The 21,969-nt window shown below is 64.0% G+C and carries 25 protein-coding genes; 12 read left to right on the top strand and 13 right to left on the bottom strand.

Annotated features, from left to right (window positions below; genetic code table 11):
- Positions 1 to 173 precede the first annotated feature (173 nt).
- Positions 174 to 1,232 carry a multicopper oxidase domain-containing protein gene (locus V6D00_02260; protein ID HEY9897981.1) on the bottom strand — a complete coding sequence of 353 codons (1,059 nt, stop codon included), beginning with the start codon at positions 1,230 to 1,232 and terminating at the stop codon, positions 174 to 176.
- Positions 1,233 to 1,765: 533 nt separating this feature from the next.
- On the opposite strand from V6D00_02260, the gene V6D00_02255 reads away from it, so the two are divergent.
- The 9 genes from V6D00_02255 (at position 1,766) to V6D00_02215 (ending at position 8,650) form a co-directional block, all read left to right on the top strand.
- The gene (locus V6D00_02255) at positions 1,766 to 3,010 is read left to right on the top strand and encodes a DUF3370 family protein (GenBank protein HEY9897980.1); all 1,245 of its coding nucleotides are present in this window, start codon (positions 1,766 to 1,768) and stop codon (positions 3,008 to 3,010) included.
- A 237-nt stretch (positions 3,011 to 3,247) separates the two neighbouring features.
- Positions 3,248 to 3,571: a cupin domain-containing protein gene (locus V6D00_02250; GenBank protein HEY9897979.1), complete on the top strand. Its 324-nt coding sequence runs from the start codon at positions 3,248 to 3,250 to the stop codon at positions 3,569 to 3,571.
- A 160-nt stretch (positions 3,572 to 3,731) separates the two neighbouring features.
- A complete protein-coding gene (locus tag V6D00_02245) occupies positions 3,732 to 4,157 on the top strand; it encodes a DMT family transporter (protein HEY9897978.1) in 426 nt (141 codons plus the stop codon).
- A 48-nt stretch (positions 4,158 to 4,205) separates the two neighbouring features.
- The gene (locus V6D00_02240) at positions 4,206 to 4,682 is read left to right on the top strand and encodes a DMT family transporter (GenBank protein HEY9897977.1); all 477 of its coding nucleotides are present in this window, start codon (positions 4,206 to 4,208) and stop codon (positions 4,680 to 4,682) included.
- A 157-nt stretch (positions 4,683 to 4,839) separates the two neighbouring features.
- Positions 4,840 to 5,841, top strand: coding sequence for an LLM class flavin-dependent oxidoreductase (locus V6D00_02235; GenBank protein ID HEY9897976.1), 1,002 nt, complete (start codon positions 4,840 to 4,842; stop codon positions 5,839 to 5,841).
- A 200-nt stretch (positions 5,842 to 6,041) separates the two neighbouring features.
- Positions 6,042 to 6,578 (top strand): hypothetical protein, encoded by a 537-nt coding sequence (locus tag V6D00_02230; protein HEY9897975.1) that lies wholly within the window; start codon positions 6,042 to 6,044, stop codon positions 6,576 to 6,578.
- Between the two features lie 43 nt (positions 6,579 to 6,621).
- Positions 6,622 to 7,257, top strand: coding sequence for a Vat family streptogramin A O-acetyltransferase (locus V6D00_02225; GenBank protein HEY9897974.1), 636 nt, complete (start codon positions 6,622 to 6,624; stop codon positions 7,255 to 7,257).
- Positions 7,258 to 7,563: 306 nt separating this feature from the next.
- Positions 7,564 to 7,869, top strand: a complete 306-nt coding sequence (locus V6D00_02220; GenBank protein ID HEY9897973.1) for a nucleotidyltransferase domain-containing protein — start codon at positions 7,564 to 7,566, stop codon at positions 7,867 to 7,869.
- 142 nt (positions 7,870 to 8,011) lie between these two features.
- The gene (locus V6D00_02215) at positions 8,012 to 8,650 is read left to right on the top strand and encodes a M23 family metallopeptidase (GenBank protein ID HEY9897972.1); all 639 of its coding nucleotides are present in this window, start codon (positions 8,012 to 8,014) and stop codon (positions 8,648 to 8,650) included.
- A 65-nt stretch (positions 8,651 to 8,715) separates the two neighbouring features.
- On the opposite strand, the gene V6D00_02210 is transcribed toward V6D00_02215, so the two are convergent.
- The 5 genes from V6D00_02210 to V6D00_02190 form a co-directional block, all read right to left on the bottom strand.
- On the bottom strand, positions 8,716 to 10,158 hold the full coding sequence (locus V6D00_02210) for an NAD(P)(+) transhydrogenase (Re/Si-specific) subunit beta (GenBank protein HEY9897971.1): 1,443 nt from the start codon (positions 10,156 to 10,158) through the stop codon (positions 8,716 to 8,718).
- Positions 10,155 to 10,478, bottom strand: coding sequence for an NAD(P) transhydrogenase subunit alpha (locus tag V6D00_02205; protein HEY9897970.1), 324 nt, complete (start codon positions 10,476 to 10,478; stop codon positions 10,155 to 10,157). The genes V6D00_02210 and V6D00_02205 overlap by 4 nt, the downstream gene beginning before the upstream one ends.
- A gap of 7 nt (positions 10,479 to 10,485) precedes the next feature.
- On the bottom strand, positions 10,486 to 11,601 hold the full coding sequence (locus tag V6D00_02200) for a Re/Si-specific NAD(P)(+) transhydrogenase subunit alpha (GenBank protein HEY9897969.1): 1,116 nt from the start codon (positions 11,599 to 11,601) through the stop codon (positions 10,486 to 10,488).
- A gap of 62 nt (positions 11,602 to 11,663) precedes the next feature.
- Positions 11,664 to 12,944: an NADP-dependent isocitrate dehydrogenase gene (locus tag V6D00_02195; GenBank protein HEY9897968.1), complete on the bottom strand. Its 1,281-nt coding sequence runs from the start codon at positions 12,942 to 12,944 to the stop codon at positions 11,664 to 11,666.
- 307 nt (positions 12,945 to 13,251) lie between these two features.
- The gene (locus V6D00_02190) at positions 13,252 to 14,232 is read right to left on the bottom strand and encodes an NAD(P)-dependent alcohol dehydrogenase (protein HEY9897967.1); all 981 of its coding nucleotides are present in this window, start codon (positions 14,230 to 14,232) and stop codon (positions 13,252 to 13,254) included.
- Between the two features lie 206 nt (positions 14,233 to 14,438).
- Between V6D00_02190 and V6D00_02185 the strand changes: the two genes are divergently transcribed.
- Positions 14,439 to 15,053, top strand: coding sequence for a TetR/AcrR family transcriptional regulator (locus tag V6D00_02185; GenBank protein ID HEY9897966.1), 615 nt, complete (start codon positions 14,439 to 14,441; stop codon positions 15,051 to 15,053).
- Positions 15,054 to 15,259: 206 nt separating this feature from the next.
- Here the strand turns inward: V6D00_02185 and V6D00_02180 are convergent, their stop codons facing one another.
- From V6D00_02180 to V6D00_02160, 5 genes are all read right to left on the bottom strand, one after another.
- Entirely contained in the window at positions 15,260 to 16,321 is a 1,062-nt protein-coding gene (locus tag V6D00_02180; protein ID HEY9897965.1) for a serine hydrolase domain-containing protein, read from the bottom strand.
- A 161-nt stretch (positions 16,322 to 16,482) separates the two neighbouring features.
- On the bottom strand, positions 16,483 to 17,238 hold the full coding sequence (locus tag V6D00_02175) for a YebC/PmpR family DNA-binding transcriptional regulator (protein ID HEY9897964.1): 756 nt from the start codon (positions 17,236 to 17,238) through the stop codon (positions 16,483 to 16,485).
- Between the two features lie 9 nt (positions 17,239 to 17,247).
- Positions 17,248 to 18,345: a redox-regulated ATPase YchF gene (gene ychF / locus V6D00_02170; GenBank protein HEY9897963.1), complete on the bottom strand. Its 1,098-nt coding sequence runs from the start codon at positions 18,343 to 18,345 to the stop codon at positions 17,248 to 17,250.
- A gap of 97 nt (positions 18,346 to 18,442) precedes the next feature.
- A complete protein-coding gene (locus V6D00_02165) occupies positions 18,443 to 18,811 on the bottom strand; it encodes a TraR/DksA C4-type zinc finger protein (protein ID HEY9897962.1) in 369 nt (122 codons plus the stop codon).
- Between the two features lie 87 nt (positions 18,812 to 18,898).
- Positions 18,899 to 19,096: a DUF896 domain-containing protein gene (locus V6D00_02160; GenBank protein HEY9897961.1), complete on the bottom strand. Its 198-nt coding sequence runs from the start codon at positions 19,094 to 19,096 to the stop codon at positions 18,899 to 18,901.
- Between the two features lie 211 nt (positions 19,097 to 19,307).
- On the opposite strand from V6D00_02160, the gene V6D00_02155 reads away from it, so the two are divergent.
- Together V6D00_02155 and V6D00_02150 are read left to right on the top strand one after the other, a co-directional pair.
- A complete protein-coding gene (locus V6D00_02155) occupies positions 19,308 to 19,469 on the top strand; it encodes a hypothetical protein (protein ID HEY9897960.1) in 162 nt (53 codons plus the stop codon).
- Positions 19,470 to 19,627: 158 nt separating this feature from the next.
- Positions 19,628 to 19,948, top strand: coding sequence for a BON domain-containing protein (locus tag V6D00_02150; GenBank protein HEY9897959.1), 321 nt, complete (start codon positions 19,628 to 19,630; stop codon positions 19,946 to 19,948).
- Between the two features lie 4 nt (positions 19,949 to 19,952).
- Here the strand turns inward: V6D00_02150 and V6D00_02145 are convergent, their stop codons facing one another.
- Together V6D00_02145 and V6D00_02140 are read right to left on the bottom strand one after the other, a co-directional pair.
- Positions 19,953 to 20,633 (bottom strand): lytic transglycosylase domain-containing protein, encoded by a 681-nt coding sequence (locus V6D00_02145; protein HEY9897958.1) that lies wholly within the window; start codon positions 20,631 to 20,633, stop codon positions 19,953 to 19,955.
- A 177-nt stretch (positions 20,634 to 20,810) separates the two neighbouring features.
- Positions 20,811 to 21,764 (bottom strand): UbiA family prenyltransferase, encoded by a 954-nt coding sequence (locus tag V6D00_02140; protein HEY9897957.1) that lies wholly within the window; start codon positions 21,762 to 21,764, stop codon positions 20,811 to 20,813.
- Positions 21,765 to 21,969 lie beyond the last annotated feature (205 nt).

The raw sequence follows: 21,969 nt of genomic DNA, 5'->3' as shown, positions 1-21,969 counted from the left end.
GTCCTCGCAGTGGCGGCAGAGGGGCTGCCTGTCGCCAGAATCGCGCTCCACGCGGCGTACTCCTGGGCAGTCCCGTGATACACGCAGTTCTCGCATGCCATGGCCCCCATGGGGAGGGCGAGGATCGCCAGGATCGTGCTAAAGACGGCCAATCGCATGGATGGCTCCTTTCCTTACTCGGCCGCGCCCTGGGGGGCCTTGCCATCGGTCGCGTCAATGATACCGATCGCCCCCTTGGAGGCGTCGGCGAACTCGTGGTCGACGAAGGGATAACGACCGGCTTCGGGGATCTGCAGCTCGACCACGGCGCCGCTCGACGAGCCCAGAAGCACCGTCTGTAGGCCGCGCAAGAGGTTGTTGGGGTTCCCATCGAGGTAGACCTTGTCCATGATCGTGCCGACCACATGGAAGCTCGACGTGTCACAGGGACCGACGTTCAGGACGTAGAGCCGGACCCGCTCGCCGGGCTTGGCCTTGAGGGGCTCCTGGACGTGTCGAGCCACCTTCCCGTTGAAGGTAACGTAGGTGGGCTGCTTGTTCTGGGCCGCCGTGATGTTTGCGCTCAGAACCTTGGGGCGCTTGGGATCCTGGACCTGGGTGTAGAATTCCGACTGCACCAGGACGTACTCGCGATCGACCTTGTCGGGATAGCCGCCCGTGGGATCCACCACGACCGCACCGTACATGCCCATGCACATGTGATGCAGCAGCATCGGAGTGCCGCAGTGGTACATGAAGATACCGGGGTAGTTGGCCGTCCACTCGAAGGAGATGGTCTGGCCCGGGTTGATGGTCTGGTACTTGTCGATCGGGTTGACCATCGCCGCGTGGAAGTCGATGGAGTGAGGCATCGGGAAGGTCACCTTGGTGGTCTCGTTGCTGCGATTGCTCATGTGGAAGATGACCCGATCGCCCTGCCGGACGTGAACGGTCGGCCCGGGGACCGAGTCCCCGAAGGTCCAGCCCTCGAACTTCACCCCCTTGTCGATGTCGACCAGCTTGTGACTGAGATCCAGCCACACCTCATGGACCTTGGTGTCCGGCACCGGCTTGAGCTCGGGCAGCTTGGTAAGCACGTCGCCCTTGAAGAAGGCCCCCTTGTTCGTTTGATTGGTGATCTTGGCGGCGGGGGCCCCGTAGACCGGAGCGGGCTCCGCGCCGGCAGGAAGGGGGAGGCCCGTGAGGGCGAGGGCGGTCAGCAGGGAAAGCGCGACATGGTTCTTGGCAGACATATGAGCAGTCCTTAGTCTATGGCCTTCATAGGGCCTTTGTTTTTTTCCGAGGTTATCCTACGCCTCGCAATGCGTGGCGTGTTTGAGCCAGATCATAAAAGGACAAAGATCAGTAGTTCCCCGATCTGTCACCCAATCATGCAACTACACCCATTAAATGAAGCAATTTATCGAAAAAAAACACAACGACGATTAACTAAGCAAGCACCGACAAATATTCATGCATTTCAAACAGACTTCATAAAAACCCTTAAATTATCTAATTGACATGATTAAAATATTGGTGCCATTGACACTTTGAGTCGAAGGCCCGCACCGAGCTCGCGATCGTTGAGGACCGTGCGATTGGAAACTGGACATCGGCTAGCTCATCCCTTATCTACATGCCTATGCCTGTTCCTCGCGCCCTGTCCCCCCTCAACGCGCGTCGGCTTTGGCCCGCGCTGGGCCTGGTTCTGCTCCTGCACGCCTGCGTGAATCTCCCGATCAATGTCCCCGGCAGCGTCCCAGGGGCGCGACCGGAAAACGGGCCATTGCGCATCCACGCCCTTCCAGGCGGTCTGGATGACGTGCCGGTCTTCAACAGCAACAGCCCTGAGTTGATCCAGCAGGCGGGCATCACCCTCTCCGGCTTGCCGCCAAGTAGCCCCGATGCCACCGGCGTCTTCATGGACCATGCCTTCGAGGGCAGGTTCAGCGTCTTCTCGCACCACCTCGCCGACGTTTCCGCTGGCAGCACGCAGGTCCTGCATCTGGCGCTGGTCGCCCACAACCACACGGCCCGCACGGTGACGGTACGCCAGCAACGCGGCGCGAGCCGTCTCACGCGACCGGAGGCGCCGTTCAAGGCGCTCGAGTCCCTGCTGGACGATCCGACGGGCACCATCTACGCAGGGCCGGGCGATCGCGTTGCAAGCGAGCTGCTGCACGACCTGGCGAGCCAGGACAGCCGCACGGTAGGGCCGGGCGCCAGTACCTTGATCGCCACGTGGGCGCTCAGCCCTGACGTCGCGGCCGGGCGCAACGAGCGCTCCACCCTGCTGCACCTGGAAAGCGACGGCCCCGTCTACCTCACCGAGGTTGCCCTCTTGGCGCCGCCGAACCAGGTGCCCGATCTCGGGATGGTGCAAGCGGCCATCGATACCAAGCTCCTCGCAGGCCCCCGGGACCCGGCCCCGACGGCCTACGATCCCGACCGTCCGCCTACGGGCGGATCCTTTCGCTACGGGCGCGTGGGCGGCATCAGCCAGGGCGATCGCTGGACGGGTACCCTTTTTGGGCCGGGAGGGCCGGCCTTGCCCGCTCCAGGCGAGCGCGTGGGCTTCCCCATCGCGAGCGTGATCCTCAACCACCTGGGCACCGGTCAGGTCCAGAGCGCACCGATGCGCAAACGCTACCCGGACACGGCTTACCAGGCTCATGGCAACTACGGGGTAACCTACGACCTCACCCTGCCGCTCGACAACCCCGACGACGCCGTGCGCACCTTCACGCTGGGCCTCTCCAGTCCCCTGAAACTCCAAGAAGGCGCCACGCTCAGCTTCGCATCGCCTGCGGGGCGACGGATCCACTTTCGAGGGCAGGTGCGACTCACTTGGCAGGATGAGAAGGGCGTGGCACAGACCCGGTATCGCCACCTGGTCCTGCATGACGGAGAAGACCTTCCGCCCTTCGAGACGATCACGGTGCCGGGCCGCTCGCGCCTCGAGGCGCACCTGACCCTCATCTATCCAGCGGACTGCACCCCGCCACAGATGCTCACGGTCGGGCGCTCTTGAGCGGCTCACTTCAGCTTGGCGATGGCGCTCTCCAGGGTATCGCTGAAGAGGACCTGGAGGACCACCGTATCGCTCGGAGAGTTCATGAGGTGAGAACGCTTTTGGCCAGCCTGGGCATGAGATCATCGAGGCGGACCCGCTCTTGCAGACGGCCAAGCGGCACCTCAGGAAGGACAAGGGGCCCTTGCAGCTTGAACCGGGGCCTTGGCCCAAGCCATCGCCCAGGGGAGGAGACCCGTGAACATCAAGAACCTGCTTGCCGATCTGCCCGCACCGGCCGGTGACGAGGTCTTCGAGCCGCTGGTCCAGCAGGCGGACCTCCTCCTGGAGCGCATCGTTTCCACTGGCCAAGCGACTCCGGCCGGCGACTGGCTTGAACAAGAGCGGCACGAATGGGTCATGGTGGTTTCGGGCCGCGCGGCCCTGCGCTTCGAGGGAACCGAGGCGCAGCAGGTGCTCGAACCCGGTGACTACCTGCTTATTCCCGCGGGCTGTCGCCATCGCGTGGAGTGGACGGATGCCAACCAGCCCACCACGTGGCTGGCCCTTCATTTCCGCTGACGGCCTCTCCCCCATGATGTGGATGGTCCCATCCGGCGGCTTGAAGGATCGCGCGACCATCCAAAGTCCCATTCGTCCGGCCGGTTCAGGACACCTGTCCTGTCCGAGCCGCGTCGAGCGCGTCTTCAATCACCGATGCCTACGATTCAAGGAGAACCCCATGCGAGGAATCTTGTTTGCGCTGTTGGGCGGCGCTTGCCTCATGCTTCAAAACGTGGCCAACGCGCGGATCAGCCGCGACATCGGAACCTGGCAAACCGCGACGTTGACGCAGCTGACCGGCTTCCTCGCGGCCGTGGCGATCGCGATCGCCCTGCGCTCAGGCGGATGGCGGCCGTTCAGGCGAGTGAAGCCGCTGTATTTGACGGGCGGTGCCCTGGGAGCCGTGATCGTTTTCAGCAGCGTCACGGCGGTTCAGCAGATCGGAGTGACCATGATGGTGGCGGTGCTGCTGATCGCCCAGCTGAGCATGACGGTCCTGGTCGATCGCAACGGTTGGTTCGGCGTGGCGAAACAGGCGCTACGCCTGCCGCAGTTCGTCGGCATCGCCCTGATGATCGCCGGCGTGCTGATCCTGCAGTCTTGAACGCATGCGGCGCCGAGGCCTTGAGGGGCGATTGGAGGAGGAAAAAAGATGGTGTTGGGCTTCTTTTCGGCACTCGTCGCCGGTTTGCTTGTCGGGGTGCAGAATGTCTTCAACAGCAAGGTGAACGAGCACGTCAGCTCTTGGGCCACCACCGCCTGGGTCTTGGGGCTGGGGGCCCTGGCATCGCTGGCGCTCGGGCTGTTCATGGAGGGAGCCTCCATGTTCACCCTGCGGTCCATGCAGCCCTGGTATTGGGGGAGCGGACTACTCGGCATCGGAGTGATCATCGGCCTGGTGCAGAGCATCAGCCGCCTGGGGCCCACGTATGCCGTCTCGATCGTGCTGGCCTCCCAGCTCGGGTTCGCGGTCCTCTGGGATGCGCAGGGTTGGCTGGGGGTGAACCAAACCCCGCTTTCGTTCAAGCGGCTGCTCGGGGTCCTGATCATCATCGGTGGCGTGATCGTGTTCAAGTTCGGCGGCGGGCGCAAGGCCGCGACGGCACCCGAGCCTGCAGTCGCCCCCTGAGGCGACGCGCCCTGGCCGAGGCGCACGTGGGACGTAGCCTTTTCATCCCGGGAGATCGGCCCCCGCCCGCCGGCCGAACCACGATCGCTCGTGCGTGATAGACTCACGGAAGCTCTCCTCGGCGCGTGAGGCACCCCGCTCGAAAACAGGTACGGTGATGATTCCCATTTCAATTCTCGATCTGGCGCCCGTCGTGCAGGGCGGATCCGTGGCGCAATCGCTGAACAACTCGCTCGACCTGGCGCAGCATGCCGAGCGCTGGGGTTACCACCGCTTCTGGGTCGCCGAGCACCATAACTTCCCAGGCGTCGCGAGCGCGGCCACTTCGGTCGTGATCGGCTACCTCGCGGGCGGCACCTCCACGCTGCGCATCGGGGCGGGCGGCATCATGCTCCCCAACCACGCCCCGCTGGTCGTTGCCGAGCAGTTCGGCACGCTGGCGACCCTGTACCCCGACCGCATCGACCTAGGCCTGGGGCGCGCCCCAGGCACCGACCTGCACACGGCCCGGGCCCTGCGCCGGACCCTCAATGGCGGCTCCGAGGAGTTCCCCCAGGACCTGCTGGAGCTCCAGAGCTACTTCCGGCCCGCCGTGCCGGGCCAGCTGATCCAGGCCGTCCCGGGCGCGGGCACGAGCGTTCCCCTCTGGCTGCTGGGCTCCAGCTTGTTCAGCGCGCGCCTGGCCGCCAACCTCGGGCTGCCCTTCGCGTTCGCCTCGCACTTCGCCCCGGACTACCTCACGGCCGCACTGAAGGTGTACCGCGCCGAGTTTCAGCCCTCCGAGGCGCTGGCCAAGCCCCACGTCATGGTCGCAGCGAACGTCTTCGCAGCCGACACCGACGCGGAGGCCTGGAGAATCTCCACATCGGTCCAGCAGATGTTCGCGGCGCTGCGCCACGGCCGTCCCGGTCTGCTGCAACCTCCCCTGGATGGCCCGATCGTGCCGCTGGAGGTCCGGGCACAGGCCCTGGCCAACGGCCCCTTGGCCGTCTCGGTCATCGGGACGGCGCAGACGGTGCGCGACGGCCTGAAGGCGCTCATCGACAAAACGGGTGCCGACGAGCTGATCGTGGCAGCGCAGATCTTCGACCATGCGGCGCGCCTGCGGTCCTACGAGCTCCTCGCGCAAGCAATGGGTCGGGCTACCGCCGAGAAATAAGCCCCCACGAACCAACATCGCATCAACCGCACGACCGGACACGGCGATCAGGTCGCGCGCGAGCTCTGCGAAATCGGCACTCCTTATCCTTTTCTTAAATGAAGGATTGCCCTTCCTTAAGACACTGGCCCGAGCCCCTTTCGATAACCTTAAACAAAGGTGATTCTCAGCTTAATGTCTTTGGTTTGGAGAGGGGGCTCATGAAAAAGCTGTTGTCTGGCATCTTCTCGATCGCCTTGTTGGCCGCCTGCGGGCAGTCTCAGCCCAGCGGGGTTCAAACGGCATCGAGTCTTTCGCAGGTCGTCACGGCACAGGGGGTCAAAAAGCTCGCCAGCTTCGATGAGCGAGCTTACAAAAAGGCGCCTTCCCTCAGCTTCATCGAAACGGTCGATGGCCAATTCAACGAACCCAACAAGAAGTACATCGGAGAGAAGTACCAGGCCAAATGCTTCATCATCGCCAAAAGCTTCTCCCTGATTCCCCCGCATGAGTGGGCAGCGACGCTTCATAACCCGGACAAGGATATCGACTTTGTCACCCTGAAGGCCCTCTCGAGGACATCCCTCACCCGCAATAGCGGCGCCAAGTACTACGAGGAACTGGGCGCGAGCTACCAAGGGGGCAAGGAGCACGTCCTCGTGACGGTCTACATGTCCGTGCAGGAGCGGACCAAGAGACAGGCAGGCGTTGCGGTCGATGCCATCAAGCTTCCGGACGGAACCTACGTCATGCCTTGATACAGAGGATCGACAGTGCCTAACTCGATACCAGGAGGTCAATGTGTACGGACCTAGCCCAGATTGCAAGCATCCCATGGAGGGGTTTCCTCAGGTCTGCTTCATCAAGAACACGGTAACCAACCCCAACATCCTCATCGGCGCCTACACCTATTACGATGACCCGGTGGATTCTGAGAACTTCGAGCGAAATGTCCTTTATCACTTCCCGTTTATCGGGGACAAGCTGATTATCGGGAAGTTCTGCGCCTTGGCCACCGGCGTGAAGTTCATCATGAATGGGGCGAACCACAAACTGTCCGGAATCTCGACCTATCCGTTCCAGATCTTTGGTAACGGGTGGGAAAAGGTCATGCCCGAGCTTCAAGATCTGCCTTTCAAAGGGGACACGATCGTCGGAAATGACGTCTGGATTGGATACGAGGCACTGATCATGCCGGGGGTGACGATCGGCGACGGAGCGATTATCGCGTCGAAATCCGTCGTCGTTGGCAACGTCCCTCCCTATACCGTGGTGGGGGGTAACCCGGCCAAAGTGATCAAACAGCGGTTCTCAGACGAGATCATCGCGGCGCTCCTCGAGTTGAAATGGTGGGACTGGCCGGTCGAGCGGATTACCCGGAGTCTCGAGTCGATCACCTCCGGCGATATAGAGGCTCTCCGGCGCTGCCAAGTCTGAGGACTGCCGATCGAAAGCGTCTACTTCGGCTGTTCACGCCGGCCGAGCTTCCAGAAGTAGCCGAGCCTCTATATCGTTGACGACCGCCCCAGACGCAATCGAGATGGTGCGCCTCTCGTATGAGAGGCCACCTTTTTCGAGGGGATGGCTACACGTTGTATCGGAAGTGCATGTCGTCGCACTTCCGACTCGTTCAAGCGTTTGACTGGCCACTCAAGGATTCAGTCCTTCTGACCGGCACCTACATCGATCTCAGGCTTGCGAACCGTTTCAAGGGGTACCCGGGATGAAGCGAGATGTTGAGCCATGAGTCCGAGGATCACCATCGACCAAGACCAACTTGCGGCATTTTGTCTACGGAACCACATTCGAAGACTTGCGTTGTTCGGCTCGGTATTGCGTCCCGATTTCCGGCCTGACAGCGCCGTCGACGTGCTCGTTGAAAATGAGGCGGGCACGCCGATCGGCCTGTTTGAAATGGCTCGGATGGAACGCGACCTGTCGGAGATGTTGGGCCGCAAGGTCGACCTTCGCACCCTCGAGGAGCTGAGCCGCTACTTCCGACAAGAAGTCTTGGATGCCGCCGAGGTGCAGTTTGCTCAAGGCGGATGACCGAGCGCGCATCCGCCATTTGCGCGATGCTGCCCACATGCGATTGACGCGGTCAAACCTGGCGCTCATTGGGCTGGTGGCCTTGGTAACTGGTGGCGTTGCCTGGAGATGCTTGTATCTACCAGACCCGCCACTGCTGAGAATGCCCTTTCATTCCGGCGTCGTCGTGCTGTGTCAGCAGGGGAACAAATCCCCCAGTGGCCAAACCCACAGCTATCCGAATGCGCTGCATGCCGTCGACTTTTCGAACGTTTCTGCAGACGCACAAGAGATCGTAGCTGCCGCTGAGGGAACCATCCTCGAAACGTTCACCGATGCCAGGAAGGGCGATCTACAAGCGGGTGACGGCTGGGGGAATTATGTCAAGATAGGCCATGGGCACGGGTATTACACAGTCTACGCCCATTTAGACCGAGTACGCGTCAATCCGGGCGCGCGCGTCCGCCAAGGCGATGCAATCGGTCGAATGGGGGACACAGGTGCCGCCGGCAACCCCCATCTTCACTTCAGCCTGCACCATGACTCACATCCAGGTCCTGGAGTAGGAAGAAGCGTTCCCTTCAGGATCCTGACGGCCGATCTCAATCAATCGAATGCCTTCTCTGCGATGGCGAGCGAAAAAATCATGGGACACGGGCGAGGGTATTCGATCGATGCCGGCCACCTTTACGCCTCGGAGAACGATGGTGGCCCCACCAAGTCGGGGGTGCCCGAAGAGGCCCTGGGAAAGCGCATCAAACAATCACACCAAGGCCTCTTGTCTTCCCTCAGCAAGCCTTAGGTCCAAAGGGAGGCTGGTTTCCCAGCCTCCCTTCTCGCGTGAGTCCGGACCGCTCACATCGGGGATCAGCCCTCGACGGCCTTCACCAGATCCTCGATCACCTTTTTCGCATCCCCGAAGACCATCATGGTCTTGTCGAGGTAGAACAGCTCGTTGTCGAGGCCGGCATAGCCAGAGGCCATCGAGCGCTTGTTGACGATGATGGACTTGGCCTTGTAGGCCTCGAGGATGGGCATTCCCGCGATGGGGGACTTCGGGTCGGTCTTGGCGGCGGGATTGACGACGTCGTTCGCGCCGACGACGAGCACGACGTCGACCTGACCGAACTCGCTGTTGATGTCCTCCATCTCGTAGACCTTGTCGTAGGGCACTTCGGCTTCCGCCAGCAGCACGTTCATGTGCCCCGGCATGCGGCCTGCCACCGGGTGGATGGCGTACTTGACGTCGACGCCGAGGTGCGTGAGCTTCTCGGCGAGCTCCTTGAGGGCGTGCTGAGCACGGGCGACGGCCAGACCGTAGCCCGGCACGATGACGACCGTCTCGGCATTGCTCATCAGGAAGGCGGCATCCTCGGCCGAACCGGACTTGACGGGGCGCTGGACCTGCGCGCCCGCGGCGACGGCCGCGCCGGAATCGGATCCGAAGCCCCCCAGGAGCACGTTCAGGAACGAGCGGTTCATCGCCTTGCACATGATGTAGGAAAGGATGGCGCCGGACGAGCCGACCAGGGCGCCCGAGATGATGAGCATGGCGTTGTTGAGCGAGAAGCCGATACCGGCCGCGGCCCAGCCCGAATAGCTGTTGAGCATCGAGACGATGACGGGCATGTCGGCGCCGCCGATGGGGATGATGATGAGCACGCCCAGGGCGAGGGCGATCGCCGCCATCGCCAGGAACGGCGCCCATGCCTGGGTCGCGACGAAGGCCGCGCCCAGGCCGAGCATCAACACCGCAAGCGCCAGGTTCAGCTGATGCTGGCCCTTGAAGACGACCGGCGAGCCTTGAAACAGCCGGAACTTGTACTTCCCGGAGAGCTTGCCGAAGGCGATCACCGAGCCGGAGAAGGTCACGGCGCCGACCAGGGTGCCGATCGCAAGCTCGATGCGGTTGCCGACGGGAATGGGCAGACCCTCTGCGGTGATGCCGAAGGCCCACGGCTCGGCGACGACGGCGATCGCGATGCAGACGGCGGCCAGACCGATGAGCGAGTGCATGGCCGCCACCAGCTCGGGCATCTTGGTCATCTCGACGCGCTTCGCGAGCAAGGCGCCGGCGCCGCCGCCCACGAGGAGCGCGACGGCCAGCAGCCCCAGGCCGAGGCCGGAAACCGTGGCTGCCCCGTGCTGGTTGAACATCAGGGCGAAGGTGGTGAGCATGGCGATCGCCATGCCCGTCATGCCGAAGACGTTGCCCCGGCGTGCGGTCGTGGGGTGCGACAGGCCCTTCAGGGCCTGGATGAAGCAGACCGAGGCGACCAGGTAGAGCAGCGTGACGAGGTTCATGCTCATGCGTGGCCACCCTCCTTGGCGACCGCGCCGACGTCGCGCCGTTCCTTCTTCTTGAACATCTCGAGCATCCGGCGCGTGACGAGGAAGCCGCCGAACACGTTGACGGCGGCGAGGGTCACCGCGAGGGTGCCCATTCCCATTCCGACGGGCCCCTTGGTCAGGCCGACGGCGAGCATCGCGCCGACGATGATGATGGCCGAGATCGCGTTGGTCACGGCCATCAGCGGCGTGTGCAGCGCGGGCGTGACGCTCCAGACGACGTGGTAGCCCACGTAGATCGCGAGCACGAAGATGATGAGGTTCGTTACGGTGTGGTCCATGGTGATCCTACTTTCGGATGACCGCGCCGTCGGCGCAGACGAGCGTCGCGGCGAGGATCTCGTCGTCACGGTCGACGGAGAGGTTGCCTTCCTTGTCGAGGATGAGCTTGAGGAAGTCCATGACGTTCCGGGAGTAAAGGGCCGACGCGTCGGTCGCGACCAGGGCCGGCAGGTTGGGCTCGCCGATGAGCGTCACGCCGTACTTCTTGACGGTCTTGCCGACTTCGGAGAGCGGACAGTTCCCGCCCTGCTGCACGGCGAGGTCGACGATGACCGAGCCGGGCTTCATCTCCTTGACGGTGTCCTCGTGGAGCAGCGTCGGAGCCTTGCGGCCCGGGATGAGCGCCGTCGTGATCACGATGTCGGCCTGCTTGGCGCGCGCATGGACCAGCTCGGCCTGGCGGCGCATCCAGTCGGGCGGCATCGCCCGGGCGTAGCCACCCACTCCCTGGGCAATCTCTCGCTCCTCGTCGGTCAGGAAGGGAACGTCCACGAACTTGGCGCCCAGGGATTCCACCTGCTCCTTTGCAGCAGGCCGCACGTCCGAGGCCTCGATGACGGCACCCAGGCGTTTCGCCGTGGCGATCGCCTGCAACCCCGCAACACCCGCCCCCAGGACGAGGACGCGAGCAGCCTTGACGGTGCCCGCGGCGGTCATCAAGGTCGGCATGAAGCGCTGGTAGTGGTTGCTCGCGAGAATCACCGCCTTGTACCCGGCGATGTTCGCCTGGGACGACAGCACGTCCATCGACTGGGCCCGGGTGATGCGCGGCAGCTTCTCGAGGGCGAACGCCATCAACCCGCTCGCGGCCATGGCCTCGAGGTTTTCCTCGGCAAACGGATCGAGCATCCCGACGAGCACCGCGCCCTTCTTCATGGCGGCGCGCTCCTCGCCGGACGGCTCTCTGACCTTCAAGACGAGATCGCACCCGAGCGCCTGGTCGCGCGCGACGATCTCCGCGCCGGCGGAACGGTAGGCGTCGTCCATGAAGCTCGCGCGCTCGCCCGCGCCTGCCTGCACGAGAACACGGTGTTTGGCGGCCACGAACTTGGCCACCGTTTCGGGCGTTGCGGCAACCCGCGCCTCGCCGGCCTTTGATTCCGCCGGAATGCCGATGTTCATACGTCTTTCCTCATTCGAAAGAGGGGGCTCTCTCTGCGAGACAGCCCCCCCGATGTTCGGTGCTACGAAGAGATCCGCTCGCTGCCGGTGCTCTCGGCGGCCATTGGGACCGACAGGCTGGCCGTTTCGTGGGTGAGCATGGCCTTCTGGAGATTCTCGTCGAGCTTGTCGAGGAACTGGGTCGTCGTGAGCCAGGGCTGCTCCGGGCCGACCAGGATCGCCAGGTCCTTGGTCATGAAGCCCGACTCGACCGTCTCGACGCACACGCGCTCGAGGGTCGTCGCGAAGGTGGCGACTTCCGGGGTTCCGTCGAACTGAGCGCGATAGTAGAGCCCGCGCGTCCAGGCGAAGATGGAGGCGATGGGATTCGTCGAGGTCGCCTTGCCTTTCTGGTGCTCGCGGTAGTGGCGCGTGACGGTGCCGTGCGCCGCTTCGGCCTCGATGGTCTTGCCGTCCGGGCTCATCAGGACCGACGTCATGAGGCCGAGCGAACCGAAGCCCTGCGCCACCGTGTCGGACTGGACGTCGCCGTCGTAGTTCTTGCAGGCCCAGACGAAGGCGCCCGACCACTTGAGAGCGGACGCGACCATGTCATCGATCAGGCGATGCTCGTAGGTGAGGCCCGCCTCGTCGAAGCGTCCCTTGAACTCCGCGTCGAACACCTGCTGGAACAGGTCCTTGAAGCGGCCATCGTAGGCCTTGAGGATGGTGTTCTTGGTCGAGAGGTAGACGGGCCAGCCCTTGAGCAGGCCGTAGTTGAAGCAGGCGCGAGCGAAACCCCGGATCGAGTCGTCGAGGTTGTACATGCCCATCGCGACACCCGCGTCCTTGAACTGGAACACCTCGTGCTCGATGACGGTGCCGTCCGCCCCCTCGAACTTCATCGTCAGCTTGCCGGCGCCCGGCACGACGAAGTCCGTCGCCCGGTACTGGTCGCCGAACGCGTGACGGCCGATGACGATGGGCTGGGTCCACCCGGGCACGAGGCGCGGGACGTTCTGGCAGATGATGGGCTCGCGGAAGACGGTGCCGTCGAGAATGTTGCGGATGGTGCCGTTGGGCGACTTCCACATCTTCTTGAGGTTGAATTCCGAGACGCGCGCCTCGTCCGGGGTGATGGTCGCGCACTTGACGCCCACGCCGTACTGCTTGATGGCCTCGGCGGCCTCGACCGTGATGCGGTCGTCGGTGCGATCGCGCGACTCGATGCCGAGATCGTAGTACTTCAGATCGATGTCGAGGTAGGGCAAGATGAGCTTGTCCTTGATGAATTGCCAGATGATCCGTGTCATCTCGTCGCCATCGAGTTCGACGACGGGATTGACGACCTTGATTTTCTTCACGGGTGATTTCTCCTACTTGAATGCCGGCGCGGCGGCCGAGAACAATGCACTTGGGCGGTCCCCGCCGATCGAGGGGCGATTCGGCCCAGTTTGGTTCGAGACTTCATCTCCCCATGTACCCGGTAACGGGTCTTCGCGTTCAGTTGGCAGCTGTTATTTGAAGGAAATCAGCACAGGGTCGAGAGGGTGACTCTCCCCCTCTTGCCGGGAGCGCCACGCCTCGCCGCGGTTTTCGGAGCATTGCAAAGCGCGCCCACCCGGAGGCGGACGCGCAGGTTAGGCATCGAGGGCGAGACGTTGAATCTGATCAGGCTCGCGCCATGGTGACCACGACGCTGCCGCGTTTGCGGCCAGCTTCGACGTAGGCGTGCGCGTCGACGATTCGATCCAGGGGATAGGAACGGTCAATCAGTGGCCGGTACTGGCCCGATTCGACCAGATCCTTGAGGTAACGGAGGTTCTCCACGCGCTCCGAGGCCGCTCCCGCGAAGACTTTCTGCTTGCTCGACTTCGCATCCCACATGGATTTGAGCATCTGGGGCAAGCTCGCACCGCAGAGAAGGAGACGTCCTTCTTCCTTCAACGCGGCGCGGCAGGAGGCATACTCGATGCTCCCGACGGTGTCGAAGACGAGGTCGTACTGCTTGCCGTCGTCCAGGAAGCTGGTTGTCGTGTAGTCGATGACGCGATCGGCTCCGAGTGTCTTCACCCGCTCGACGTTGGGAGTGCTCGTCACCGCGGTGACCCTGGCGCCGAAGTGCTTGGCGAGTTGCACCGAGGCGCTGCCCACGGCACCGGACGCCCCGATGATGAGGACCTCGTCGCCTGCCGCGATCGTCCCGAGGTCGCGCAGATAGTAGAGCGCCGTGTTGCCGCCGAACGAGATCGCCGCCGCTTCCTCGAAGCTCGCACCGGCAGGAATGGGGACGAGCGGCCCGTCTTCGGGCATGGTCCGGTATTCAGCGTGGCAGCCCATGCCGAAGCCGGAGGACGCGAACACGGCGTCGCCGACCTTGAACTTCGTGACGGCCTTGCCGACCGCCTCGATCTCGCCGGCGAGCTCGGTGCCGAGGATCGGCTGGCGCGGCCCGAAGATCCCGAACACCGGGCGCGCGAAAAGGCCGAACCCGGCCGGCATTTTGAGGCTGCGCGCTCTCCAGTCTCCAGACGACACGGTGCTGGCCTTGACCCTGATCAAGACCTCGTCGTCCTTCGGCTCGGGCTTGGCCACCTCCTCGATGCGCACCACTTCCGGAGAACCATATTGACGGTAAACGGCGGCCTTCATGGTGCTGTCCCCTTCCTCGCTCGCGCGCTGAGAGCCCCCCGACAGTGGGATCGGCCCCGCCCCATCGGACGACCTTACACTGTAAGACTAGGTCTTACAGTGTAAGATGTCAAGATAGGATTCCCTTCGGAACCAAGAGGAGATTCATGGCCGCAGAGACTGATCCAGGCTCCGAGCCCCGCATCCCTTTGAACAAGGAGCGGGTCATGCGCACAGCCGTGCGACTTGCCGACGAGAAAGGCGTCGCTTCGCTCTCGATGCGCAAACTCGCGGAGCAGCTCGGGGTGGAGGCCATGTCGCTGTACTACCACGTGGCCAACAAGGAAGAGATCCTCGATGGCATGGTCGACGTCGTGTTCAGCGAGATCGACCTACCCACCGAGGAGCAAGACTGGAGGACGGCCATGCGCCAGCGGGCCACCTCGGCCCGTGCCGCGCTCTTGCGACACCCCTGGGCCATCGGGCTCATGGAGTCGCGACGCCAGCCGGGCCCCGCTACGTTCCGTCACCACGACGCGGTCCTGGGGATTCTTCGAAAGGCTGGCTTCTCCCTGGAGATGACCGCGCATGCGTATTCGGCCATCGACACCTACCTCTATGGCTTTGCGCTGCAAGAGCTGAGCTTACCGTTCGACACCACGAAGGTGCCTGAGGCAGAATTGGCGGCCTTCTTCGATCACATGCCCGCCGGCGCGTACCCCCACCTCACCGAATTTGCCTTGGGACACGTCCTGCAGCCCGGCTACGCCTATGCCAATGAGTTCATGTTCGGGCTCGATCTCATCCTCGACGGCCTCGAACGGAGCCGCGAGAAGGCGTAGCCACGATCCGCGCCAGCCATGGCCCTCGACAGCTCCTCCTGGATGCTCGGGATCAAACAACAAACGAAGAGCGGCCCCCAGGAAATCCCGGGAGCTGCTTGGTGTGATTCGTTGCGCTTAGACGTTGAATCAAAAATACATGACGACGCACTCTCACGCCGTTCAAGCCTTCGAGTGGGCGCTATCACACACGGCGCCCGGTCGCACTAGGCCCCCAGGACGGCGGAAAACGCCCTGAAGAGCAGGGTCTGGGCAGCATTTGGAATCGATTGGTTGACCAGACAAGCGCCTACGAGCCGATGCCCCCCTGCGGTCAAGGACCAACACGCAACCGAATATCCCGGTCCTTCCCCGTTGTGACCGACGACCCGGCCAAATGGCATGGTCTCGGCCATCAGACCGAGCCCATAGCCAGGGTCTCGTCCCATGGAAATCGCCCCTGGAACTGGGACCGCTGAGAGCATCTGCCCCAGCCAAAATTCACCCAGGAAGCGACCACCTGTCACTCCCTCCATGAGCCTGGCAAGCTCCAGGGCGGTCGAGCGAACAACCCCGTGGGCTACCCAGCCTGGATCGTAGCGAGCGATGATGTTCTCTCGGCCGGGGCTTCCCTCAAACCCGGGGGTCAAGTCCATGGCATCGGCACGGCTAGAAACAAATCGCGTCTCGGTCAGGCCGAGGGGAGCAGCGATCCGGGAAGCCAGGCTCTCGTCAGGGGTAAGGCCGCCAACCGCCTCGATGACCCGGCTGATGAGCATGTATCCGAGGTTCGAATAGCTCCAGCCCTGCCCCGGCGCAAACAAGAGCGTTGCATCCGAAAGCAACTCCATGTAACGGCTCGGCTTCCAGGCCGTCTCCGGTGATCTCCGAACCGCCTGTTGGTAGCTCGATATCCCGCCGTAATCCGGCATTCCACCTGTATGGTTGAGCAACTGGCGCAAGGTAATGGGGGTTCGGACCTGTACTTCGGGAAGCCAGGTGCGGATGGGGCGCTCGAGATCGAGGCGGCCCGCTTCTGCTAATTGCAGCACGAGCGCGGCCAAGACCGACTTGGTGACGCTGTAGGCATAGAACTTGGCGTCGGGTTGGTCTGCCAGCCCGCCAAGCCCCGCCCTGAACATGACATTGCCATCAACCAGCAGGGCAAGGGTGGCTCCAAGAGCCCCCGTCTCACTCAGCGACTGTTCGAGGATCGCGTGGAGTCGGATGCTCGATTTGTTTGATAGCAGAAACTCACGTGGCATCAAGCAATCCTTCCAGAGGCCCATGTTACCACCTGATACCCGGGGGGCGTAGAAGGGGTGAGATCCCTCATGTTAGACGCTGAATCCGACTGAAGGAAAGAATAGCCACACCTGGCGGTGTGGCTAGACCATTGTGGAATGGGTGCAATTGCCCTCGACATCCGAGGGCCAGAGACGGCGAGGTGCTATGCGTGCGCGAGCTCCGCCATCAACTCTTCCGGAAGATCAAAGTTTGTTGTCACGTTCTGAACATCCGCCAGGTCGTCCAGGGCGTTCATAAGCTTGACAAGCTTCTTGGCGATGTCGTGGTCCTCGACGATGACGCTGTTGGTGGGGACAAGGGAGACGTCAGCGCTGGCGATGGTGACTTTGGCAGCGCTGAGAGCCTCCGTGACCGCTTCGAGGGCCTCAGGGGGACATTCGATGACGATCTCGCCGTCCTCCGTCCGGAGGTCCTCGGCGCCGGCATCGGCGGCCAGGAGGAGAAGGTCCTCCTCGGAACGCGTCCCATCCTCGTTCGGAACCACCACCACGCCGACGCGGCGGAACATCCAGCCCACGCAACCGATCTCGCCCATGTTCCCGCCCGCCTTGTTGAACGCCGCGCGGACGTCGGCTGCGGTGCGGTTGCGGTTCTCGGTCATGGCCTCCACGATCACGGCCACGCCGCCCGGGCCGTAGCCCTCGTAAGTGATCTCATCGAGGACCTCCGAGGCGTCCTCTCCCGTGCCCTTCCGGATTGCCCGCGCGATGTTGTCGTTCGGCAAGCCGGACACCTTCGCCCGCTCGATCGCCTGGCGCAGGCGGAAGTTGCCAGCCGGGTCCCCCCCGCCCTGGCGCGCCGCGACGATGATCTCGCGCGAGATCCGGGCAAAAACCGTGCTGCGGGCCGAGTCCAGCTTGCCCTTAGAGCGTTTGATGTTCTCCCACTTGCGTCCCATACGTCCCTCTTACACGTTGAAGCGGAAATGCATCACGTCGCCGTCCTTGACCTCGTAGGCCTTGCCCTCGAGGCGCAGGAGACCCTTCTCCTTGGCGGCCGACTCGGATCCGACGGTGACGAGATCACCGTAGGCCGTCACCTCGGCGCGGATGAAGCCGCGCTCGAAGTCGGAGTGGATGACGCCCGCGGCCCCGGGGGCGAGAGTGCCCTTGGTGATGGTCCATGCGCGGACCTCCTTGACGCCCGCGGTGAAGTAGGTGATGAGGTCGAGGATCCGGTAGGTCGAGCTGATGAGCTTGCTGAGCCCCGACTCGCTGACGCCCAGGTCCGCGAGGTACTCGGCGGCCTCCTCGGGGCTGAGGGTCGAGAGCTCCGCCTCGATCTGGGCCGAGATGCTGACGCACTCGGCGTTCTCGGCCTTGGCGTACTCCTTGACCTTCTGGACCAGGGGCAGCGCGTCGGCGTTGGCCAGGTCGCCCTCGGCCACGTTCGCGGCGAAGATGACGGGCTTGCTGGTCAGGAGCGGGATGGTCCTGAGGGTCGCCTGCTGCTCGTCCGTGAGCTCGACGGTGCGGGCCCACTTGCCCTGGTCGAGCACCAGCCGGATCGGCTCGAGCACGTCCATGATCGCCTGGGCTTCCTTGTTGCCGGTCTTGGCCATCTTGCGGTTGCGATCCAGCATCTTCTCAACGGTGGCCAGATCCGCGAGCGCGAGCTCCAGGTTGATGGTCTCGATGTCCCGGATGGGATCGACCCCCCCGTCCACGTGGGTGATGTTGTCGTCCTCGAAGCAGCGCACCACGTGCACGATGGCGTCCACCTCGCGGATGTGGGCGAGGAACTGGTTGCCGAGACCCTCGCCCTTGCTCGCGCCGCGCACCAGCCCCGCGATGTCCACGAACTCGATGGCGGTCGGGATGACGGTCGTGGTCTTGACGATGCCCTGCAGCACGCCCAGGCGCTCGTCGGGGACCGTGACGATGCCGACGTTGGGGTCGATGGTGCAGAACGGATAGTTGGCCGCCATGGCTCCGGCGCGAGTCAGGGCGTTGAAGAGGGTCGACTTCCCGACGTTCGGAAGGCCGACGATACCGGCGCGTAGCAAGGAAAAACCTCCATCAAGGGGATCGAAATGACGTCGTACGAGGGCTTGAAGCCCCGATCATAGCACCGATGCCCCCCCTGACGCTACGCGCAGGCTTTCAGTCGAGCACCTCCAGCTCCTGGGCGCAGGTCATGCAGTAGGGGGCCCAGGGCAAGGTCTCGAGGCGACCCTCGGCGATTTGCTTGCCGCAATGGACGCAGGCCCCGTACTGGCCGACCTGGATCCGCTGCAGGGCGGCCTCCACGGCGCTGAGGCGATCAAGGGCCCTGCGCGCCAGGGCGGCGTCGAGCTCCTGGGTGTAGGTGTTGGTGGCCGAGTCCGCGATCTCCTCGTCCCCGGAGTCGGGCATGGCGTCCTGGACCGAGCGCTCCAGGCCGGTCGCCTCCTCGGACACCCAGGTGAACTGGCGCCTCAGACGCTCCCGCTCCGCTTCGAGCTTCTCCCTGAAATGTGCGACTGCCTGCATGGCGGCACCCCTCTCGAAAGGCTCTCCCGGCGACCATACGCCCTGATGCGCTTCAGGGTCGCGGGTATCTTAGCACACCCGCCGAGGCTAGGCAGGCGGCGCTTGCTCGCTTTGCGCCATCTCGGGCCGGATGTGGTCCAGGTGACCCCTCAGGCTCCGCTTGACCGCCGCCACGTAGCGCATGCGCAGCGCATGCTGCTCGGCCCGCTCTTCCTCGCTCAGGCCTTCGGCCTTGGCCTTGCGGGCCAGGTGGTTGATGCGGTGGATCTCGTCGTCGGTGATCATGGCGCTCCTTTCGAAGGGGGCGTCCCCTCCCAACCAAACACTAGCGGCAAGGCGGCGCCCTGTAAACCGTCGAGCCTCTCCGGCTTCGCCTAAGCTTTACGCCAGGTTAATCCGGGGATAAGTCAGGTCGGTACGCCGGGCGCGATAAGGATCGGGTGGGTAGACGCCCGAGCAGCGCCCCGGCGCGAGGCGACCTGGAAGGAGTGCCAAGATGCAGAGCTACTGGATTTCGGTGTCGTACGATGCGGACGTGGTCCTCAACCACTGCTTCAAGGCCGCCTCTCGCGAAGAGGCCGTCGCCTGCATGATGACCTACCTGGAGCTCGAGTTCGGCGTCTCCAGCCAGACGGAAGTGACCGTCACTCACCACTAGCCCTCCTCTCCAAGGCGGAATCGCGCGAGGCGCCCGGCCGATGGCCGGGCGCCTCGCGCCTTCAGGCGACGATCGCCCTGGGAGTCCCGCCCCCCTGTTGGCCTCGGCGCTTCCCCTTGATACGATCCACGGCGCGCCGAGGTACAGGAGGGGGCGAGATGATCAAGCACGGCTTCTGCCCGACATGCGGCAGCTTCACCGCGGCCGCCAGCTACATCGACGGGGTGGACAACCGCGCCGATCGGCTCGACTTCCGGACCGACGAGGAGATCGCCCAGCAGGTGCGCGAGGCCATCGCGGGCCAGGGCGCGATCGCGCTCGACAAGCTGAGCGTGACGGTGCTGAACGGGGTCGTCACGCTCAGCGGCCAGGTCGAGGGCAAGGACTTCAAGCGGCTAGCAGCCGAGCTCGCCTACGACGTGCCGAGCGTCATCGACGTGCACAACCTGCTCTCGATCGCAGGCACCCGGGCGACGTGACGCCCTAGAACCTGCGCCCGGCGATCGCCTCGGGCTGGTTGCGGACGTAGTCCCAGTAGTTGTCCATCACGATCCGGATGTAGCGGCGGTTGCGGTAGACGCCGCGGCTGACGATCCCTCGACGGCCCGCGTTGTAGAAGCTCAGGGCGGTGGGGATGTGCCCGTCGAACTCGCTGAGCAGCATGGTCATGTACCGGGTGCCGAGCTCGAGGTTCGTCTCGGGGTCGTACAGGTCGTAGTGGCTCAGGCCCATGGACCGCGCCACGCCCCGCGCGGTGGAGGGCATCAGCTGCATCAGACCCACCGCCCCCACCGGGCTGACGCAGTAGCGATCGAAGTTGCTCTCGATCCGCACGATGCCGGCGATGAGCTCGGGGGCGACGCGGTGCTTCTTGGCGACCGCCTGGATCTGCTTGTAGTAGGGGTAGCTCGGGCCGTCCGCCGTCGGCAGGACGGGGCGCGACTGCCGTGGACCGCGCGACGTCGGCGCGGGCCTCACGGCGCTTGCCGGCTGCGCCTCCACCGGCTGTCGCTTGGCGACAAGGGGTGCAGAAAGGGTCGACGGACTCGACCCGATCACCCAGCCGGATCCCGCGCACAGCAGCAAGACCCAGGCGGCAAGGGTGGTGCGGGGCAGGGCGACCCGCGGGAGTTGGAGCGACGTATCCTCCAGCGTAGCGTTCAAGGTTGTTCCCCCTTTCACCGACCCGAAGCCAACAGTTTATGAACTGCGCCTCACTCGGTCGGATAATTGGTGAACTTATATTAACTCAAAATTAAGTCCGTGTAAACCCAAGGCCAAGAAACGGAGAAAAGCACCGACCCCTCGGAGTCGGTGCTTCACAATGCGTAACACGAAAAATCAGAGCTCGAGGACCTGTTGCCCCAGGGCGGATGCGGCAAGGGCCATGGCCCCCATGTACAGCACGAAGCTCATCACGGCGAAGGCCTCGCGCTTGCCCGCGCTCTGGCGGAAACCGACGAACTGAAGGGTGACTTGCGCCAGCATGGTCAGCGCGATCCCCAGCGCGGCGTGCATGACCTGGGCGCCCGCGCAGGCGATGGCGGCCCCGAGCAAGCTGGTGTTGATGATCAGGGCGGCGATGCCGGCGCCCACCTCGGGCCCGAACACCGCGGCCAGGGTCTGGAGGCCGGCGCGGCGCTCCCCCTCGCCCTGGTGAAGGGTGTCCAGCAGGTGAAGGCCGACGGCCCCGAACGAGAAGATGGCGGCGAGCTCCACCGCGCTCTGGGTGACGCTCCCTTCCAGGGTAACTCCGAGCACCCAGGGGCCGGCGACCGAGACGATACCGAAGAACAGGCCGTTCCACCAGCTCTGGCGCCTCAGGCTGAGGGGGGGCGCGTTGAGGGCGAAGTGGATCGCGAGGGTCAGGCCCGTGACGTTGAAGGCGAAGGCCCCCAGCTGGTGGGCGAGAACAAGTGAAAGGAGGCAGAGGATGCCGATGGTGGCGACGATGCCGTCCGAGGTCAGGCGCGTAGGGGCCTCGAGGCGGCGCTCGGCGAAGCCAGGGAGGTGGCGATCGAAGTAGGCGTTGATGGCGTGCCCCGCCCCGTTGAGCAGCGGGCCGACCAGGATCATCGCGATGGCGAGGGTCGGCAGGCGATGGGGCGAGAGCAGATCCCCGCCGGCCATGGCCGCCCCGCAGGCGAGCGCGACCATCGACGTCAGCCCCCGGTACGGCTGCACCAGCTTGAGCACCTTCACCCACGACGGCGCCTCTCGTGCCGGGAGCGCGGCCTCGCGCTCGGCGGGCATGGCCGCGGGACGATCGAGCACCGGAAAGGACCTCAGCTGCATGGGCGTCTCCTCTGGTCGGCAGCGCTCCCCATCGAGCGCCTCGATGAAGGCAATATTAATCTTAAATTAAGAAGAAGTAAAGCAAGGTTGAAGATCGCCCGTCCCCCCGCCCGAAGGGGACCGGGACGGGAGCGGGCGGCGTTGCCCACCGGGGGCGCCTCGTGTAGAATTTTTGGGTCGGTTGGGTGGAGGATCGCCTCCGAAG

Origin of the sequence: Pantanalinema sp. (genome assembly GCA_036704125.1) — a bacterium.
Classification (GTDB): Bacteria; Cyanobacteriota; Sericytochromatia; order S15B-MN24; family UBA4093; genus JAGIBK01.
Note: the sequence above shows the minus strand (reverse complement) of the source record. Positions and strands in the feature narration are given on the sequence as shown.

What these genes read in the sequence shown, in the direction of transcription:
- V6D00_02185 (HEY9897966.1), top strand. Translation starts at nt 14,439, where the DNA reads ATGCGCACAGCCGTGCGACTTGCCGACGAGAAAGGCGTCGCTTCGCTC.
- V6D00_02190 (HEY9897967.1), bottom strand. Translation starts at nt 14,232, where the DNA reads ATGAAGGCCGCCGTTTACCGTCAATATGGTTCTCCGGAAGTGGTGCGC.
- V6D00_02205 (HEY9897970.1), bottom strand. Translation starts at nt 10,478, where the DNA reads ATGGACCACACCGTAACGAACCTCATCATCTTCGTGCTCGCGATCTAC.
- V6D00_02150 (HEY9897959.1), top strand. Translation starts at nt 19,628, where the DNA reads ATGATCAAGCACGGCTTCTGCCCGACATGCGGCAGCTTCACCGCGGCC.
- V6D00_02245 (HEY9897978.1), top strand. Translation starts at nt 3,732, where the DNA reads ATGCGAGGAATCTTGTTTGCGCTGTTGGGCGGCGCTTGCCTCATGCTT.
- V6D00_02160 (HEY9897961.1), bottom strand. Translation starts at nt 19,096, where the DNA reads ATGATCACCGACGACGAGATCCACCGCATCAACCACCTGGCCCGCAAG.
- V6D00_02180 (HEY9897965.1), bottom strand. Translation starts at nt 16,321, where the DNA reads ATGGGCCTCTGGAAGGATTGCTTGATGCCACGTGAGTTTCTGCTATCA.
- V6D00_02260 (HEY9897981.1), bottom strand. Translation starts at nt 1,232, where the DNA reads ATGTCTGCCAAGAACCATGTCGCGCTTTCCCTGCTGACCGCCCTCGCC.
- V6D00_02240 (HEY9897977.1), top strand. Translation starts at nt 4,206, where the DNA reads ATGGTGTTGGGCTTCTTTTCGGCACTCGTCGCCGGTTTGCTTGTCGGG.
- V6D00_02175 (HEY9897964.1), bottom strand. Translation starts at nt 17,238, where the DNA reads ATGGGACGCAAGTGGGAGAACATCAAACGCTCTAAGGGCAAGCTGGAC.
- V6D00_02140 (HEY9897957.1), bottom strand. Translation starts at nt 21,764, where the DNA reads ATGCAGCTGAGGTCCTTTCCGGTGCTCGATCGTCCCGCGGCCATGCCC.
- V6D00_02210 (HEY9897971.1), bottom strand. Translation starts at nt 10,158, where the DNA reads ATGAGCATGAACCTCGTCACGCTGCTCTACCTGGTCGCCTCGGTCTGC.
- V6D00_02155 (HEY9897960.1), top strand. Translation starts at nt 19,308, where the DNA reads ATGCAGAGCTACTGGATTTCGGTGTCGTACGATGCGGACGTGGTCCTC.
- V6D00_02235 (HEY9897976.1), top strand. Translation starts at nt 4,840, where the DNA reads ATGATTCCCATTTCAATTCTCGATCTGGCGCCCGTCGTGCAGGGCGGA.
- V6D00_02215 (HEY9897972.1), top strand. Translation starts at nt 8,012, where the DNA reads ATGCCCTTTCATTCCGGCGTCGTCGTGCTGTGTCAGCAGGGGAACAAA.
- V6D00_02165 (HEY9897962.1), bottom strand. Translation starts at nt 18,811, where the DNA reads ATGCAGGCAGTCGCACATTTCAGGGAGAAGCTCGAAGCGGAGCGGGAG.
- V6D00_02200 (HEY9897969.1), bottom strand. Translation starts at nt 11,601, where the DNA reads ATGAACATCGGCATTCCGGCGGAATCAAAGGCCGGCGAGGCGCGGGTT.
- V6D00_02230 (HEY9897975.1), top strand. Translation starts at nt 6,042, where the DNA reads ATGAAAAAGCTGTTGTCTGGCATCTTCTCGATCGCCTTGTTGGCCGCC.
- V6D00_02220 (HEY9897973.1), top strand. Translation starts at nt 7,564, where the DNA reads ATGAGTCCGAGGATCACCATCGACCAAGACCAACTTGCGGCATTTTGT.